We start from the raw sequence: 14,526 nt of genomic DNA on the forward strand, positions 1-14,526 counted from the left end.
TTTTACCAACAGTACGGAGTTAACTACTGTGGAAAATCAACTCACCAATATTCTGCACCATCATTCAGGCACTTCCACAGAAGAAGCCGATTTACTTTACACGTTAGCCAACCAGTATCCATATAGCCAGGTTTTACAGGCACTCACCGCACGTGCATCACAAGATCATGATCATGCGGAGAAGAAAATACTCCTTCAACGTGCTGCTGTTTATGCCACCGACAGAAGTGCCTTGAAGCACCTAATGTCAGAGCCTGTGAATTACGTAGCCCCACTCCCGGCAAAGGATAAAGACAATAAGCAGGAGACCAAGCAAGCGAGTGTTGCGAAAGCTGAAAAGCAATCGCCTGCAAAAGCAGAAATTACTGATACCGACTACGCAGATGAGGTGATTCACGACCTGGAGCGTTTGCAGGAGTTGAAGCACAACTTTGAGGCCTATTTTGATGGCTCTATGCCGGAACCAAAACCGAAGAAGCAAGAAGAGCAAACGGTAACCCCAGACAAACAGGAAACAGAAGAAGCCGAGGCAAAGCCAGCCGTTGCGAAGAAAAGGCTTTCCAAGAAAGAACGCATTGTTCAATTGGCTAAGGAGTTAAACAAGGTTCCGCCTTCACCTGAAGAGCCCGCCTGGGCTGAAAAGCCAATCAAAAAGAGTAAAGAGAAGAACACGGAGTTGGAGCCGCTCGTAAATGAAATCAAGACCACCAGAAAAAAGGTTCAGCCGGAAAGCGAGAAGACCCGGGAGCAAATCGAAATCATTGAGCAGTTTATCAAATCCAATCCGTTAATTACGCCACCTAAATCCAAGCCCTCCGAAAATCAGGACTTAGCCTCAACCCTGAAAAGTGGCGAATTTGGCGATCATATCGTTTCCGAAACACTGGCTGAAATACTCATCCGTCAAGGCAAAAAAGACAAAGCCATCGAGGTCTATAAAAAGCTTATTTGGAAGTTTCCACAAAAAAAGGCTTACTTTGCGGCTCAAATTGAAGAATTAAGGAAATAGCGTATGTTCGGTTTCATTGTAGGATTGATTTTGTTTGTTTGTTTTCTGCTCGTAGTGGTTATTCTGGCACAAAATGCCAAAGGTGGCGGACTTTCCAGCCAGTTTGGTGGCTCAGGAGCCAGCAACATTATTGGCGTTAAAAAAACTGGCGATTTATTAGAACGCCTTACCTGGGGATTTACCATTACCATTATGGTGTTAACCCTGTTGTTAACCACAAACTTTGTTGCCCCCAATACCAGTCGCACAAATGATATTTTAGATAAAGCCAGCGAACAGGCAGCTCCGGCAGGAACATTGCCACTTCCTGATGCAGGTTCTTCCGATAGCACAGAGAACGAATAGAAAAATTCGATACTAATATGGCGAGCCTTGGATACGTCCAGGGCTTTTTTTATGCCGCGTGGGCAAGATGCTTTACAAACAAACGCTTGGCCACCGGCATCAGGGTTTCAGAAAAAGGAAACTTCATGCGCGAAAGGATAAGGTAGGTGGCCGGGTTTGGAAAGTCTTTGTACTTGCGAAGTAGATTGAGCTTCAGACTTTCATAGGTTACCATTGGCGTTTTGGAAATCGCCTCAACAAACTCCGTGTTCAGGCTGCGTAGCGGATCCTGGGCATCACCAAAAATACTTACCTGATATCGGTACACATTGGTTTCGTGTTCGGGAGGTTGGGTAACAAACAGGTATCCTTCCTTCGCATAAAGCGGAGTAACGCCAATGGGTGAAATTTCACATTGTGATTCAACATACTCGAAAATAACTGAACCCTCCTGAAGGGAATCCTTTACCTGGGGTATGGAAAATTCTATAATGGATTCCAACTCGCTCATCACGGCATCGTCCTCAATCATTTTCCGATAACTGAGTTCAAGTTTATGAAACTCTTCCAATGAAAGCTCTTTCGGAAAGGACTCACGCAACAACGTTTTATTGTCCCGTATGGCCAGCAGGTTACGGTAGTGAAACACCAAATCGCCCATGTGTGGATACAGCTCCACACGCTCGAACGAGCGCTTTACCCGCTTCAGGTAGGCCAGCAACACGTACTTCTTATACTCAAAATCAATCAATCCCTGCGTCAACCAATCTTTCGACAACTGCTCCATAAGTTTCGTTTTTGCCTTAAAATTTACAATTCAGATGCTTTTATTTCAACCCCTGTCATTCTAACGGCAATCTGGCATCCCCAGGTTGCGACCGGCAGGCGTATGAACCTGACAAACTTGTCAGGATTTATCCCATAAAAGGGCAAAAACCTTGAAAAACCTGCCATTTTGTAATGTTAAAGTACGTTATTCGCACCACTTTTAGCCTTGGCACAAATCCTGTTAAAGGCGCAACAGTAACAAATTTGTTAAACTCTAAAATCAATTACCTATATGGCAAAGATCAACTTTAAACCAAATGAAGACCGGGTATTAGTTGAACCCGCAGAAGCTGAAACCAAAACCTCTTCCGGACTGTACATTCCGGACTCCTCAAAAGAAAAGCCCCAAAAAGGTAAAGTGATTGCCGTAGGCGAAGGCCTGAAAGACAAGCCTGTAACCGTTAAGGTTGGCGACCACGTGTTGTATGGTAAGTACTCCGGTACTGAAATCAACATTGATGGCAAGGAGTACCTCATCATGAGAAACTCAGACATTTTCGGAATTATCTAATCAACTAAAAACTCGAAATAACTATGGCTAAGGAAATTACATTTGATACATCTGCACGCGACAGACTCAAGAAAGGCGTTGATAAATTGGCTGATGCCGTTAAAGTAACGCTCGGTCCTAAAGGACGCAACGTTATCCTGGATAAGAAATTTGGTGCTCCTACCGTTACCAAAGACGGTGTTTCAGTAGCAAAAGAAATCGAATTGAAAGATGCTATTGAAAATATGGGCGCTCAATTGGTGAAGGAAGTAGCTTCCAAAACTGCGGATGCAGCCGGTGATGGTACTACTACGGCTACCGTATTAACACAATCTATATTCGGCCACGGTATTAAGAACGTAGCTGCTGGTGCAAACCCTATGGATCTGAAGCGTGGTATTGACAAGGCTGTTGTTGCCGTTGTTGAACACCTGCGCAAGCAATCCAAGAAAATCAAAGACTCAAGCGAAATTGAGCAAGTAGCTACAATTTCTGCCAACAGCGATGAAACCATCGGTAAGATGATTGCTGATGCAATGGATAAGGTTGGTAAAGATGGTGTGATCACCGTTGAAGAAGCTAAAGGAACAGAAACCGAAGTGAAGACTGTAGAAGGTATGCAATTCGATCGCGGGTACCTCTCTCCTTACTTTGTGACCAACACGGAGAAAATGGAAGCTGACCTGGATAACCCTTACATCCTGATCTACGACAAGAAGATCAGCAGCATGAAGGAATTGCTTCCTATACTGGAGCAATCTGCACAAACCGGTAAGCCGCTGTTGATTATTGCTGAAGAAGTAGAAGGCGAAGCATTGGCTACTTTGGTTGTTAACAAAATTCGTGGTGCACTGCGCGTAGCTGCTGTTAAAGCCCCTGGCTTTGGCGACAGAAGAAAAGCTATGTTGGAGGATATCGCTATCCTGACTGGTGGTAAAGTGATTACTGAAGAACTTGGCTTCAAACTGGAGAACGCTACGTTGGATATGCTTGGTCGTGCTGAAAAAGTAAGCATCGATAAAGACAATACAACCATCGTTAACGGTGCTGGTAAGAAGGCTGACATTACCGGCCGTGTTAACCAGATTAAAGCGCAGATTGAAACAACTACATCTGATTACGATAAAGAAAAACTTCAGGAGCGTTTGGCTAAACTTTCAGGTGGTGTGGCCATCCTGTACGTGGGTGCCGCTACCGAAGTTGAAATGAAGGAGAAGAAAGACCGTGTTGATGATGCGTTGCACGCAACCCGCGCTGCCGTACAGGAAGGTGTAATTCCTGGTGGTGGTGTAGCCTATGTTCGCGCTATCGAAGCCTTGAAAGATATTCAGACAGAAAATGAAGATCAATCAACCGGTGTAAACATCATCCGTCTTGCATTAGAATCTCCGCTCCGCACCATTGCTGAAAACGCTGGTCAGGAAGGTTCTGTAATCGTGAATAAGGTTCGCGAAGGCAAGAAGGACTTCGGATATAATGCGCGCACCAACAAGTTCGACAACTTCTTTGAAGCGGGTATCATTGACCCTACCAAAGTAGCTCGTCTGGCCTTGGAAAACGCAGCTTCTATTGCAGGCTTGTTGCTTACAACTGAGGCGGTTGTTTCTGAAATTCCGGAAGAGAAGCCTGAACCTGCTATGCCTCATGGAGGCGGCATGGGCGGCATGATGTAATTCCGTCTTAATAGGTAATGAGAAAGCCCTGTCGGAAACGATAGGGCTTTTTTGTTGGTATGCTCATTTGGGGTTTTAGCGTACCTGATGTAACTTGTGGCAGTTAACTTCTTCTCCCTCATGGTGATTCATAAAAACTTTCAGGACTTTGTACTTTTTCTGTACATCTACATGGCGCATGCCGATGGTGATTTCCATGAAGATGAGAAGCAGGTTATCCTGGAAAAAATGAAGAAGCTTTATCCTGCTACGGAAGATTTTAACAAGAAATTTAATGAAGCCCTTCACCTATACGATGACTTCGACAAAAAACAACTGAAGACTCTATTCCGCGACACGTTCAGTCATTTCTCCTCCGTAAAATTCCCGGTAAAGTATAAGGTGTTTACGGATATGTATGACATCATCAATGCCGATGGTAAAGTGGATGAATCGGAAACCAAGGCCTTGAATGCCTTGAAGGAAATAATTGATATTTCAAATTAACCACCCCCGGCCCCTCCTTATCAAGGAGGGGAGTTAGGGTTGGCTACGTTTAAGCGTTGATTTTCTTCTTGGCAAAACTGAATACAATGAAGCCAAGAACAGCAAACATGATAATCGATACCAAGTCGCCTCCTTCAGGAATCACGCTGTGAACTGAATCGTGGATAGCACCGATTACAGATTTGGAACCTTCAGATGTATTTACATTGGTTCCAAGCAGTACCGCTACAAGTATTCCAGTAAGTGCGCCTCCGGCAATAAGTCCTGAACTGAACAAAGCACCCGAACTTACTTCCGACTCCTCTCCTTTCCGATTTGCCACTTTATCTGCAAGCGTTTTGATCAATCCACCAACAAAAATGGGTGAAGTAGTTGACAACGGTAAATAGGCACCCACCGCAAACGCCAAGGAACTTACGCCACACAACTCCACAACAGCTGAAAGCCCCATGCCGGCCAGTACCAATCCCCAAGGTAAATTCTGGCTGAGCAAACCTTTAATTACTGTAGACATCAACATGGCTTGAGGCGCAGGTAGTGGATTAGGATGTTCTTCTGTAACAATACCAATACCCAACGTATCATGAAGTAATAGCAGGGTAAAACCAATGGCTACTGTAGAAACCAGTACACCAATCAATAAACCTATTTGCTGTTTCATTGGGGTTGCGCCCACTAAAAATCCGGTCTTCAAATCCTGTGAGGTTGCGCCTGCATTGGCCGCAGCAATACACACGATAGACCCTACAACCAACGCTATCGGTTGATAGAAATCACCGGTCCAACCTATACCGATAAAAATCAGTGAAGTAGCCATTAACGTGGCGATAGTCATACCCGATACCGGACTAGAAGACGAACCGATCAAACCTACAATGCGCGAGGCTACCGTAACAAAGAAAAATCCGAACACCACGATCATAATAGCCGATAGAAAATTAGTAGGCACATTCGGTAAGATCGCCATTAAAAATACCAGTGCGATAGAGCCAACTACAACAAAAATCAGCGGCACATCCTTTTCAGTACGTACCTGGGTTGCAGCTGTTTGTGCATTGCGGGAACGCAAGTCTTTGAATGAATCTTTGAATGCGGTGACGATGGTAGGTAACGTTTTAATGAGCGTGATGATACCGCCAAACGTAACGGCACCCGCACCGATGTAACGAATGTACTTACTCCAGATCTGCGAAGGCGACATTTCGGAAATCAGCATAGACGTTTCCGGAGCCATGGGTGCAGTCAGGTTATCACCTAAGAGTGTAATCAGTGGAATCAACACCAGCCACGACAAAACACCTCCGGCTACCATAATGCCGGCAATGCGCGGACCGATGATGTAGCCTACGCCAAGTAGTTCAGGCGTAATCTCAGCATTCACGGTACCATTTGGCAAAGCCGATGATCTTCCAAAAACATACTGTGGAACATCTTTCCACAAACCCAGAATAGACATGAAGCCCTTATACAAAAAGGCTATTCCTAATCCGTAAAACACATTCCGGGCAAGTGCTCCACCCTTCTCACCAGCTACGAGCACATCAGCGCAAGCTGCCCCTTCCGGATACGGAAGATTACCATGTTCCTTTACAATCAATGCCCTTCGTAACGGCACCATAAATAAGACACCTAGCACACCACCGACAAGGGCCAGCACAAAAATCTGGAAGTATTGAAAGTATGCTTCACCCCCGGCCAAAAACAACAAAGCCGGAACGGTAAACACAACCCCGGCCGCAACAGACTCCCCGGCAGATCCGATGGTTTGCACCATGTTGTTTTCCAAAATGGTAGCCTTGCCAAGCTTTTTGAAAATGGAAATTGCCAATACAGCAATGGGAATAGAGGCGCTTACGGTAAGCCCGACTTTCAGCCCGAGGTAAACCGTGGCAGCTCCGAAAATGATTCCGAAAATGGAGCCCAACAATACCGCCTTGAGCGTAAACTCGGGTATAAAATCGCTGGGCGCGATGTAGGGCTTAAATGCTTTTTTATCTTCCATGAGGTTTAGTGTTGGTCATAAATCAGGCAGTAAACTATTAAATTTTCTTTACTTTTAGCGCTCAACCATCACATAATTAGCGGCATGATTTACTCCATCGTCAGCATTACCTACATCGTTATTTTGATTGGGATCATCATCTACAAAAGCAAGGCTGTTAAGAGTGAAGAAGATTTCATGGTGGCCGGGCGCGGGGTACCGGTATACCTGTTGGTCGGCACATTGGTTTGTACCTGGATTGGATCAGGAAGTTTGTTTGGTACAGCTGGATTAAGTTTTCGTTCGGGTTTTAGTGAACTGTGGTTCTCAGCCGGTGCATGGATCGGAATAATTGCCATATACTTCATTGCTGAACGCGTTCGGAAAATATCAAAAATCACACTTACCGATTTACTGGAACAACGCTACAACCGTGCCGCCCGAATATTGGGAACGGTCACCATCATTGTCGCGTACCTGGTAATTGCTGGCTACCAGTTTAAAGGTGGCGGTCGGTTTATTTCCATTCTTTCAGAAGGCGCAATCGATTTGCAAACCGGTACGTTTATTACCTGCCTGATCATCATTGCATTTACTGCCCTTGCGGGGATGGTATCCATTGTATCGATTGATATTTTCAATGGCACCATTATGATTGTTGCCATGGCCTTAACCCTGCCTTTCGCGATTGCTTCGCATGGTGGCTGGGGCGAAGTCGTTCAAACCATTGAAAATACACGACCGGAATACCTTTCCTTGTTCGAAGGCCACGATGCCATCTGGGTATTGGGGATTATTCTCCCCACGTTTTTATTGCTGATGAGTGAGAGCAGCATGTATCAAAAGTTTGCTTCCGCAAAAGATTCCTCATCCGCAAAAAAGGCTGTTATCGGTATGCTGGCTGGAGTAGTGATCATAGAAGTGTTAATGTGTACGATTGCCGTTGTCGGCTATGCCATCTATTCAAACGATCCACGCTTCTTTTTAGCTGACGGTTCGATCAACCGGGCGATGTCGGAAGAAGTGATTTTAAGAATAGGGTTTGAACAAATACCTGCTGTGATTGGGTCGTTGTTGTTTGCAGCCGGTACCGCGATTATCCTTTCTACCGGTAATACTTTCCTGATGGTCACCTCAACCAATCTTTCCAACGACATTTTAAAGCCATACTTTTTTAAGTCGACTAAGGATTCAAAAAAACTGATTCGCATTCAGCAAGTGAGTATTGTCATACTCGGTTTAGTAGCGTTTGCGATGGTTACGCAATTTGAAACGGTATTAGAGATGGCGTTCATATCTTACACGATGATAGGGGCATCACTTGCGCCTGTGCTCATTGCCAGCTTTTTCTGGAAGCGGGTAACGCCAGCTGGTGGTGTGGCTTCCATCATTGCAGGCATGACTGTTCCGGTTATCAACAAATTACTTGAAGTCAGTAACATTTCCTTCTGGCTCTTTCCTGTCGATACTGATTATATCGCCATCCCCTCGCTGGTTGCATCACTGGTGATGCTGATTGTTGTAAGTTCACTTACCAAACCTTCACCGGAGGAAAAGTGGAAGCCGTTCTTCGAATAACCTTTCGCAAAGACGCAAATAGCACGCAATAAGATTTATAATTACCAAAAAGTGAAAGCTCTCTTTACGGATTTAAATCAACGTGGCCTATCATAGGCCAATAGGGTAAACTCTATGATAATCTTTTGTGCATTAAAATTTGAGTATAGCAACTTGGCCAGGTTTTGATTGTCCATTTCCAGGGCTACCTCAAACGCATGCTGTAATTGACCTTCAGTACACCCTAACGCGTCAACAACATTTATCATATTGCTGGTAGTTTGCCTGGCTTGCAGTACACGCGTTATTTCCTTTTCAAATTTCATGTTGGCGAATTGTTTAAGGTAGCATTTTAACTTGAAAATTTAAACGATTAAGAAACACACCTTATTTGATTAAAGCGAAAGCCCCTCATTGCTAAGGGGCTTTCTATCTAGGTTAGGTTTAGGTGTTCTGCTTAAAAACGTTCCGGTTCCAGTTTCCAACGCTCCGGTGAGCGCCATAGGTTGGACAGCAACAATTCTCTCATGAAGATAAACTCTTTTGGTAACTTATCATACATGCGCTCAAATAATTCTGCATGTTGAAGCAATTCGGCCTTCCATTCTTCCCGCTCAATAGACATGATGCTTTCAAATTGTTCGGGTGTAAAATCCAGGCCCGTCCAATCCATGTCATCATACGTTGGCATCCAGCCAATAGGGCTTTCCACTGCGTTCACTTCTCCCCTGCTCTTCAACACAATCCATTTCAATACGCGCATGTTATCGCCAAAACCTGGCCAGATGAAGTTGCCGTTGGCATCTTTGCGGAACCAGTTCACGCCATAAATACGAGGCGGTGCCGGCAACCCACGACCAAATTGCAGCCAGTGATTAAAATAATCACCCATGTGATAGCCGCAGAATGGCAACATCGCGAAGGGATCGCGTCTTACTTTTCCCACTTCGCCAAATGCAGCAGCTGTTGTTTCCGAGCCCATGGTTGCCGCCAGGTAAACTCCAAATGCCCAGTTGGCCGATTGATACACCAAAGGAATGGTGGTACTTCTTCTTCCACCAAAAACAAATGCGCTGACTTCAACCCCTTTTGGATTTTCCCATTCGGGATCAATAGCCGGATTTTGTTTGGCGGAAACTGTAAAGCGACTGTTTGGGTGCGCAGCAGGCTTTCCTGCTGTTGGATCCCATTTTTGTCCGCGCCAGTCGATCAAATTCCTGGGTGGTTCTTTGGTCATGCCCTCCCACCATACATCGCCATCTTCAGTAATGGCCACGTTGGTAAAAATGGTGTTGCTGGCAATGGTCGCCATAGCATTCGGGTTTGTTTTTTGATTGGTGCCCGGTGCTACACCAAAATATCCCGCTTCAGGATTGATCGCATAAAGCTTTCCATCCTTGCCGGGTTTAATCCACGCAATATCATCGCCAACCGTAGTTACTTTCCAACCATCAAATTCTTTAGGTGGAATAAGCATGGCGAAATTGGTTTTACCACAGGCACTTGGAAAGGCAGCTGCCACGTAATCTTTTTGCCCGTCCGGACTTTGAACACCTACCAGCAACATGTGCTCGGCCAGCCAGTTCTCATCGTTGGCCATTACGGAGGCAATACGAAGCGCAAAACATTTTTTACCTAACAAGGCATTACCGCCATATCCCGATCCATAGGAAATGATGGAGCGCTCTTCCGGAAAATGAACAATGTATTTTGTAGTTGGATTGGTGGGCCATTTGGCATCTTCCTGTCCGGGTTTTAATGGCGCGCCCACTGTGTGTAAACACTTTACATATTCACCATCTTCACCGAGCAAGTCCATTACTTTGGCGCTTACTCGTGTCATCAGGTGCATGTTCACCACCACATATTCAGAGTCGGTAATTTCAATACCGATTTGTGAGATATCAGAACCGATCGGCCCCATGCTGAATGGAATCACATACATGGTACGACCTTGCATACATCCTTCCAGCAATGGCTGAAGGGTTTGCTTCATTACTTTGGGATCCACCCAATTGTTGGTGGGTCCGGCATTTTCTTTCTTGCGACTGCAGATATACGTGCGATCTTCCACACGCGCCACGTCACTGGGGTCAGAGAAACACGCAAAACTGTTTGGGCGCTTCTCCGGATTCAACCGGATAAAGGTTCCCTTGTTTACCAGTAACTCACAAAGTTCATCGTACTCTGCCTTTGAGCCATCGCACCACCTGATCTGGTCGGGTTTACACAGGTCGGCAAGCTGCTTAACCCACTCCTTTGCTTCGGCATGTTTTACCGTATAAGTGCCGTTTACAAGTAATTCGTCCGTCATAATTGCTGTTGAATGAGGCGCCAAAATTACAGAGAGAATATGGCAAAATGAAATGATTCAATCGATTGCATAAACAAAATTTAAAAGTTGCATAATAGCGCATTCTGAAAAAAAAATGCTTGGATAAATCGGCCCATCCTTGTAAACTGCAAGCTTGTAAGTACTTGATTTTTAACAAAAACCAATAACCTATGAAGCTCACAAAGTTCTGTCTGGCGTTGTTTCTGATGCTGGGTTTTCAAGGCGTATTTGCGCAAGATGAAGTTACCGAAGAAGAATTAAAAAAGTATGCAGTAGTGATGGATTCCATCGACAACATGAAGGAAGACCTCATTAACACCATCTCTGAAATGGTGAAGAATAACGAGAAAGTAACAGCCGCCCGCTATAATGATCTATCGAAAATCATTAATGACGAAACCAAACTGGCTGAAGCTGAGGCTACACCGGAAGAAGTTGAGGCGATTAAAGAAATATTGAAGTTTAAAGACGAAGGCACCGCCAAAATTCAAGAAACCTTTAAAACGCTGGCTACCGAGTTTGTTGGTGCTGCCGTGTATAATAAAGTAAAGAAGGCCATTGCCGAAAATGCCGAAACCAAAGCCAAATACCAGGAATTACTGGCCGAATTGAATAAGGAAGACTCCTAAGTTCAGCCCAGGCTTATGCATACTGAATCGCGGCTCAACGGCCGCGATTTTTGTTTTAAACGCTTCATATATAGCGTGTTCCCACTTTTTATTACTTTTGTGGTTTAAATCAGTGGCAGCAATGCGTTTTTTCATTGGTTCCCTACTTTTTAGCCTGATCTCCCTTACCACGCTTAAGGCGCAATCGACCTTATTTGAATCGTACGATTGCCGTCCGGAGGTCGAAATCATTAAAAGAATTGAAACAGAAAAGCGCATGCGCGAGCAAGCGTATCGCGATTCAGTTAACCAGGTACAACTCCAATTAGCCCAAATACAGCTGGAACAGTACAAGAAATATTGGCTGGAGGACACCCTCAATGGCTGGAAAAACTGGAAGGTGAATGAGAACTTTACGTTCGGCAAAGATCGTGGTAATCTACCCATGATAGCCGAATTACAAGCTCTGCACCCCATTTTCCGCGATAAGGTTGTACAATTAATTGAACGCTGCAAACAAAAAGGCATTGAACTGGCCATTGTAGAAACCTACCGCACCCATTCCAAACAGGCCGAGTATAAAGGCATGGGCAAAGCCTACACCCGCAAAGGTGCCGGAAGATCCAAACATCAATACGGACTAGCTGTTGATTTGGTGCCCATTGTTAATGGTGAAGCCCAATGGGAGAACAAAGCGCTGTGGAGAAAGATCGGCATCATAGGAGAGCAACTGGGCATGCGTTGGGGTGGCCGCTGGCGTTACCTCTATGACCCCGGGCATTTTGAGTGGACCGGAGGCATTCGCCCTACTGAACTGGTGCAGGGGAAATTGCATCATCCGAAACTCATAGAACAATATCCGTGCATTGAAGCTGACTTGCGCATACTGCAGCGTTATTGGAACAATTGGGAAAGTGAACAATCTTCGTGGGCAAAAAAAGAAGAGTGAGAAGCGCTACTTGATCTTCATTTCAGGTATTAACGGATTTACTTCAATCAACTCAAGTGATTTCACCATATCCTTCGTTGCATTTTTATACTTCAGGAAATGAGGCGTTTGAATATGCTTTTGATACGCTTCTTCATTGGCGTAGATTTCAAGGATGGTTATGTGATTTAGTCGTTCCTTTTCGGCTACTGCGTACAATGTAAGTACGCCAGGCTCTACCCGAACGGAAATCTCAATTTCTTCTTTTAAGAACGCATTGTATTGATCCAATTGCACTTCGTCTATTACCAATTTTGCCAAACGCACTAACTGCTTGTCCTCCTGAGCATAAATCTGAGGGACAAAGAGAATAGAAAAGAAAAGTGCAAGTACGAAATCAAGTGGCCTGGTCTTCATTCCTGAATATTCTAGTTTGAGATATATTTAGTTAGCGATTTTGTTGTTAATAGGTGTTGATTTCCGCAAGCAACGTATTCGCCTTATCAATGATCAACTGCTTGGCATGCATTTCATTTAAGGTTGTGCTATACCTCCCGCTGACTTCATTTTTCAACAAGGTAGCATTAAACTCATCCGACAGAATTACTTTATGAAACATACCCTGATACTGGTTCAGAAACGGTATCGCATTCCACTGGCACTTATCATCAATGCCCACCACAAAATCAAGGTGGTCTGAATCGGTGGTATAGCATTGGTGGTAACGTGCCTCGGCTTGCCGCAGTGAGGGATTATTAGCAGTAATGTTCAATCGAAGCACTGCCGTTTGTTTAAGCACAAAAGTTTCATAGAAGCACGTCAGCCCCCATTGCGGCAAACCGATGTTGGTGGCTGGCATTCTTATCTCCATTCTACTGTCAGTTTAGCGTTGTCGTTGGTAAAATAGTTGGATGAATTTTTAAACGTAATTTCTGCCATTGACTTTGGGATGAAATTGCTGAAAGTTGCGTATTTTTCAACAGGATTTTTTTCGCTGTCAAAGTCAAGTTCATAATTTTTGTTTTCGTCTATTAGGGCTATCATCGCATATGTGCCATTTTTCAAACCGTAAATGTGTCTTGTAGCCGTACCTATTACTGTTGTCCCTTCAATATAGCCACCTGTTACCGCTACTTTTTTATTAAAATTCTTTTCGCTGTCCATAACCGAAAAAATCAAGGATTTACCTGCTTCTGCCATAGGAATATTAATATCGAAATGAAAGTAATTTTGAGAAAAATAGGATTGTGTTACCAATTTTTGATTGAATTGATGTTCGCTTATTTCTTTGCTCAAACCCATATCAAACCCTAAATGTGTCAGCGATGCTGAAACCATTTCAAAATTTACCTTTTCTGAAAAAGGTTGTAGTTTGTTGTCTAACAGCGTTTCTTTATTTTGATTGATGTTGAAACAACTTAAACCTTGTTCAAAGTCAATGTTGCTCAAATTGATTTGCTTAATTTCTTTGTTTTTGTGAGAAAAAAAGGCAATGTTTTTGGTTTCAATGTTGTACACAACAGACCATACCGTTTTAAAATCGCCTTTGGGAATGCTTACGTTTTCTAATAACTGAAACGCAGTTTTTTCCGAAAAATCACTTGGGTTTTGCAGTTTCTTTATTTGGTTTTCAAGTTGATGATAACGGTAAATTTCCGATGTGTTGTTTTGGCGAATACCATGAATATTGTCAATATACTTTTCGGAAAACATCACCGATTTGTTGGTTATTGCCTGACAAGTGTTGGCTTCCTTTTCGTAAACCATAGGTTTACCATCCAAATATTCTATGATTACCGATTTCCCGTAAGTGTCTGCCAATATGTAATGGATTTTTCCTTTAATCGGATATATTTTTAGCGTTTCAACATTGGCGACAACTTCGTCAACGGTTTGAAAATTGTCCAACTGATATTGTATCCATTCCAATTCGTTCAGATATGTTTTGTCTTCCGAAATATTAAAACGGGTATCGTCTAACCAAAGCATTTCTACTACAAGCCCTTTTTCGTTCATTCCGCCATAAGGCATTTCTTTTCCGTTTTGGTTGAACGTAATACTACCGTATTTACTTGTCCAACTTGCAGATGTTCCATTATGTGTGAAATACGCAACTTTCGTAGTGTTCCTTAAATTTTTGATGATATAACCTTTGTCAAAAGTCCAATCAAAATTTTTGCCCAACAGGATTGTCTTTCCATTTTTTAGAACGAATGACGAACAAGGATATACCGATTGCATTATTGTCGTCAGGAATAGAAGTGTCCAAAAATATTTTTTCATTCTTTCTGTCGTTTTGAGTTGTCG

The 14,526-nt window shown here is 43.7% G+C and carries 15 protein-coding genes; 8 read left to right on the forward strand and 7 right to left on the reverse strand.

The genetic code is table 11. The features are described from left to right. Nucleotides 1-28: 28 nt before the first annotated feature. Together QY309_08225 and secG are read left to right on the forward strand one after the other, a co-directional pair. The gene (locus QY309_08225; GenBank protein ID WKZ61466.1) at nucleotides 29-1,009 is read left to right on the forward strand and encodes a hypothetical protein; all 981 of its coding nucleotides are present in this window, start codon (nucleotides 29-31) and stop codon (nucleotides 1,007-1,009) included. Nucleotides 1,010-1,012: 3 nt separating this feature from the next. Beyond that, nucleotides 1,013-1,354: a preprotein translocase subunit SecG gene (secG, locus tag QY309_08230; GenBank protein WKZ61467.1), complete on the forward strand. Its 342-nt coding sequence runs from the start codon at nucleotides 1,013-1,015 to the stop codon at nucleotides 1,352-1,354. Between the two features lie 49 nt (nucleotides 1,355-1,403). On the opposite strand, the gene QY309_08235 is transcribed toward secG, so the two are convergent. Then, nucleotides 1,404-2,120, reverse strand: a complete 717-nt coding sequence (locus QY309_08235) for a hypothetical protein (protein WKZ61468.1) — start codon at nucleotides 2,118-2,120, stop codon at nucleotides 1,404-1,406. A gap of 273 nt (nucleotides 2,121-2,393) precedes the next feature. Between QY309_08235 and QY309_08240 the strand changes: the two genes are divergently transcribed. The 3 genes from QY309_08240 (at nucleotide 2,394) to QY309_08250 (ending at nucleotide 4,810) form a co-directional block, all read left to right on the forward strand. Next, complete coding sequence (locus tag QY309_08240) at nucleotides 2,394-2,672, forward strand: co-chaperone GroES (protein ID WKZ61469.1); 279 nt, start codon at nucleotides 2,394-2,396, stop codon at nucleotides 2,670-2,672. A gap of 23 nt (nucleotides 2,673-2,695) precedes the next feature. Next, entirely contained in the window at nucleotides 2,696-4,324 is a 1,629-nt protein-coding gene (groL, locus tag QY309_08245; GenBank protein ID WKZ61470.1) for a chaperonin GroEL, read from the forward strand. A 120-nt stretch (nucleotides 4,325-4,444) separates the two neighbouring features. Next, entirely contained in the window at nucleotides 4,445-4,810 is a 366-nt protein-coding gene (locus QY309_08250; protein WKZ61471.1) for a TerB family tellurite resistance protein, read from the forward strand. Between the two features lie 49 nt (nucleotides 4,811-4,859). Here the strand turns inward: QY309_08250 and QY309_08255 are convergent, their stop codons facing one another. Beyond that, nucleotides 4,860-6,812 carry an oligopeptide transporter, OPT family gene (locus QY309_08255; GenBank protein ID WKZ61472.1) on the reverse strand — a complete coding sequence of 651 codons (1,953 nt, stop codon included), beginning with the start codon at nucleotides 6,810-6,812 and terminating at the stop codon, nucleotides 4,860-4,862. 84 nt (nucleotides 6,813-6,896) lie between these two features. On the opposite strand from QY309_08255, the gene QY309_08260 reads away from it, so the two are divergent. Continuing rightward, nucleotides 6,897-8,369, forward strand: a complete 1,473-nt coding sequence (locus QY309_08260) for a sodium:solute symporter family protein (GenBank protein ID WKZ61473.1) — start codon at nucleotides 6,897-6,899, stop codon at nucleotides 8,367-8,369. A 77-nt stretch (nucleotides 8,370-8,446) separates the two neighbouring features. On the opposite strand, the gene QY309_08265 is transcribed toward QY309_08260, so the two are convergent. Both QY309_08265 and QY309_08270 read right to left on the reverse strand, forming a co-directional pair. Beyond that, nucleotides 8,447-8,674 (reverse strand): hypothetical protein, encoded by a 228-nt coding sequence (locus QY309_08265; GenBank protein ID WKZ61474.1) that lies wholly within the window; start codon nucleotides 8,672-8,674, stop codon nucleotides 8,447-8,449. A 131-nt stretch (nucleotides 8,675-8,805) separates the two neighbouring features. Beyond that, nucleotides 8,806-10,662 carry a phosphoenolpyruvate carboxykinase (GTP) gene (locus QY309_08270; protein WKZ61475.1) on the reverse strand — a complete coding sequence of 619 codons (1,857 nt, stop codon included), beginning with the start codon at nucleotides 10,660-10,662 and terminating at the stop codon, nucleotides 8,806-8,808. A gap of 191 nt (nucleotides 10,663-10,853) precedes the next feature. On the opposite strand from QY309_08270, the gene QY309_08275 reads away from it, so the two are divergent. Then, on the forward strand, nucleotides 10,854-11,312 hold the full coding sequence (locus QY309_08275; protein WKZ61476.1) for a hypothetical protein: 459 nt from the start codon (nucleotides 10,854-10,856) through the stop codon (nucleotides 11,310-11,312). 121 nt (nucleotides 11,313-11,433) lie between these two features. Continuing rightward, nucleotides 11,434-12,240, forward strand: a complete 807-nt coding sequence (locus QY309_08280; GenBank protein ID WKZ61477.1) for a M15 family metallopeptidase — start codon at nucleotides 11,434-11,436, stop codon at nucleotides 12,238-12,240. A 6-nt stretch (nucleotides 12,241-12,246) separates the two neighbouring features. Here the strand turns inward: QY309_08280 and QY309_08285 are convergent, their stop codons facing one another. The 3 genes from QY309_08285 to QY309_08295 are packed head-to-tail and all read right to left on the reverse strand — an operon-like array spanning nucleotide 12,247 to nucleotide 14,502. Beyond that, the gene (locus QY309_08285; protein WKZ61478.1) at nucleotides 12,247-12,636 is read right to left on the reverse strand and encodes an antibiotic biosynthesis monooxygenase; all 390 of its coding nucleotides are present in this window, start codon (nucleotides 12,634-12,636) and stop codon (nucleotides 12,247-12,249) included. A gap of 46 nt (nucleotides 12,637-12,682) precedes the next feature. Further along, the gene (locus QY309_08290) at nucleotides 12,683-13,090 is read right to left on the reverse strand and encodes a hypothetical protein (protein ID WKZ61479.1); all 408 of its coding nucleotides are present in this window, start codon (nucleotides 13,088-13,090) and stop codon (nucleotides 12,683-12,685) included. Next, nucleotides 13,081-14,502, reverse strand: coding sequence for a linear amide C-N hydrolase (locus tag QY309_08295; GenBank protein ID WKZ61480.1), 1,422 nt, complete (start codon nucleotides 14,500-14,502; stop codon nucleotides 13,081-13,083). Before QY309_08295 ends, QY309_08290 begins: the two co-directional genes overlap by 10 nt. Nucleotides 14,503-14,526 lie beyond the last annotated feature (24 nt).

It is taken from the genome of Cyclobacteriaceae bacterium (genome assembly GCA_030584025.1).
Lineage (GTDB): Bacteria > Bacteroidota > Bacteroidia > Cytophagales > Cyclobacteriaceae > UBA2336.

Coding starts and splice junctions, on each gene's coding strand:
- QY309_08275 (WKZ61476.1), top strand. CDS start 10,854: ATGAAGCTCACAAAGTTCTGTCTGGCGTTGTTTCTGATGCTGGGTTTT.
- QY309_08240 (WKZ61469.1), top strand. CDS start 2,394: ATGGCAAAGATCAACTTTAAACCAAATGAAGACCGGGTATTAGTTGAA.
- QY309_08295 (WKZ61480.1), bottom strand. CDS start 14,502: ATGAAAAAATATTTTTGGACACTTCTATTCCTGACGACAATAATGCAA.
- QY309_08280 (WKZ61477.1), top strand. CDS start 11,434: ATGCGTTTTTTCATTGGTTCCCTACTTTTTAGCCTGATCTCCCTTACC.
- QY309_08235 (WKZ61468.1), bottom strand. CDS start 2,120: ATGGAGCAGTTGTCGAAAGATTGGTTGACGCAGGGATTGATTGATTTT.
- secG (WKZ61467.1), top strand. CDS start 1,013: ATGTTCGGTTTCATTGTAGGATTGATTTTGTTTGTTTGTTTTCTGCTC.
- QY309_08260 (WKZ61473.1), top strand. CDS start 6,897: ATGATTTACTCCATCGTCAGCATTACCTACATCGTTATTTTGATTGGG.
- QY309_08285 (WKZ61478.1), bottom strand. CDS start 12,636: ATGAAGACCAGGCCACTTGATTTCGTACTTGCACTTTTCTTTTCTATT.
- QY309_08265 (WKZ61474.1), bottom strand. CDS start 8,674: ATGAAATTTGAAAAGGAAATAACGCGTGTACTGCAAGCCAGGCAAACT.
- QY309_08250 (WKZ61471.1), top strand. CDS start 4,445: ATGGTGATTCATAAAAACTTTCAGGACTTTGTACTTTTTCTGTACATC.
- QY309_08255 (WKZ61472.1), bottom strand. CDS start 6,812: ATGGAAGATAAAAAAGCATTTAAGCCCTACATCGCGCCCAGCGATTTT.
- QY309_08290 (WKZ61479.1), bottom strand. CDS start 13,090: ATGGAGATAAGAATGCCAGCCACCAACATCGGTTTGCCGCAATGGGGG.
- QY309_08270 (WKZ61475.1), bottom strand. CDS start 10,662: ATGACGGACGAATTACTTGTAAACGGCACTTATACGGTAAAACATGCC.
- groL (WKZ61470.1), top strand. CDS start 2,696: ATGGCTAAGGAAATTACATTTGATACATCTGCACGCGACAGACTCAAG.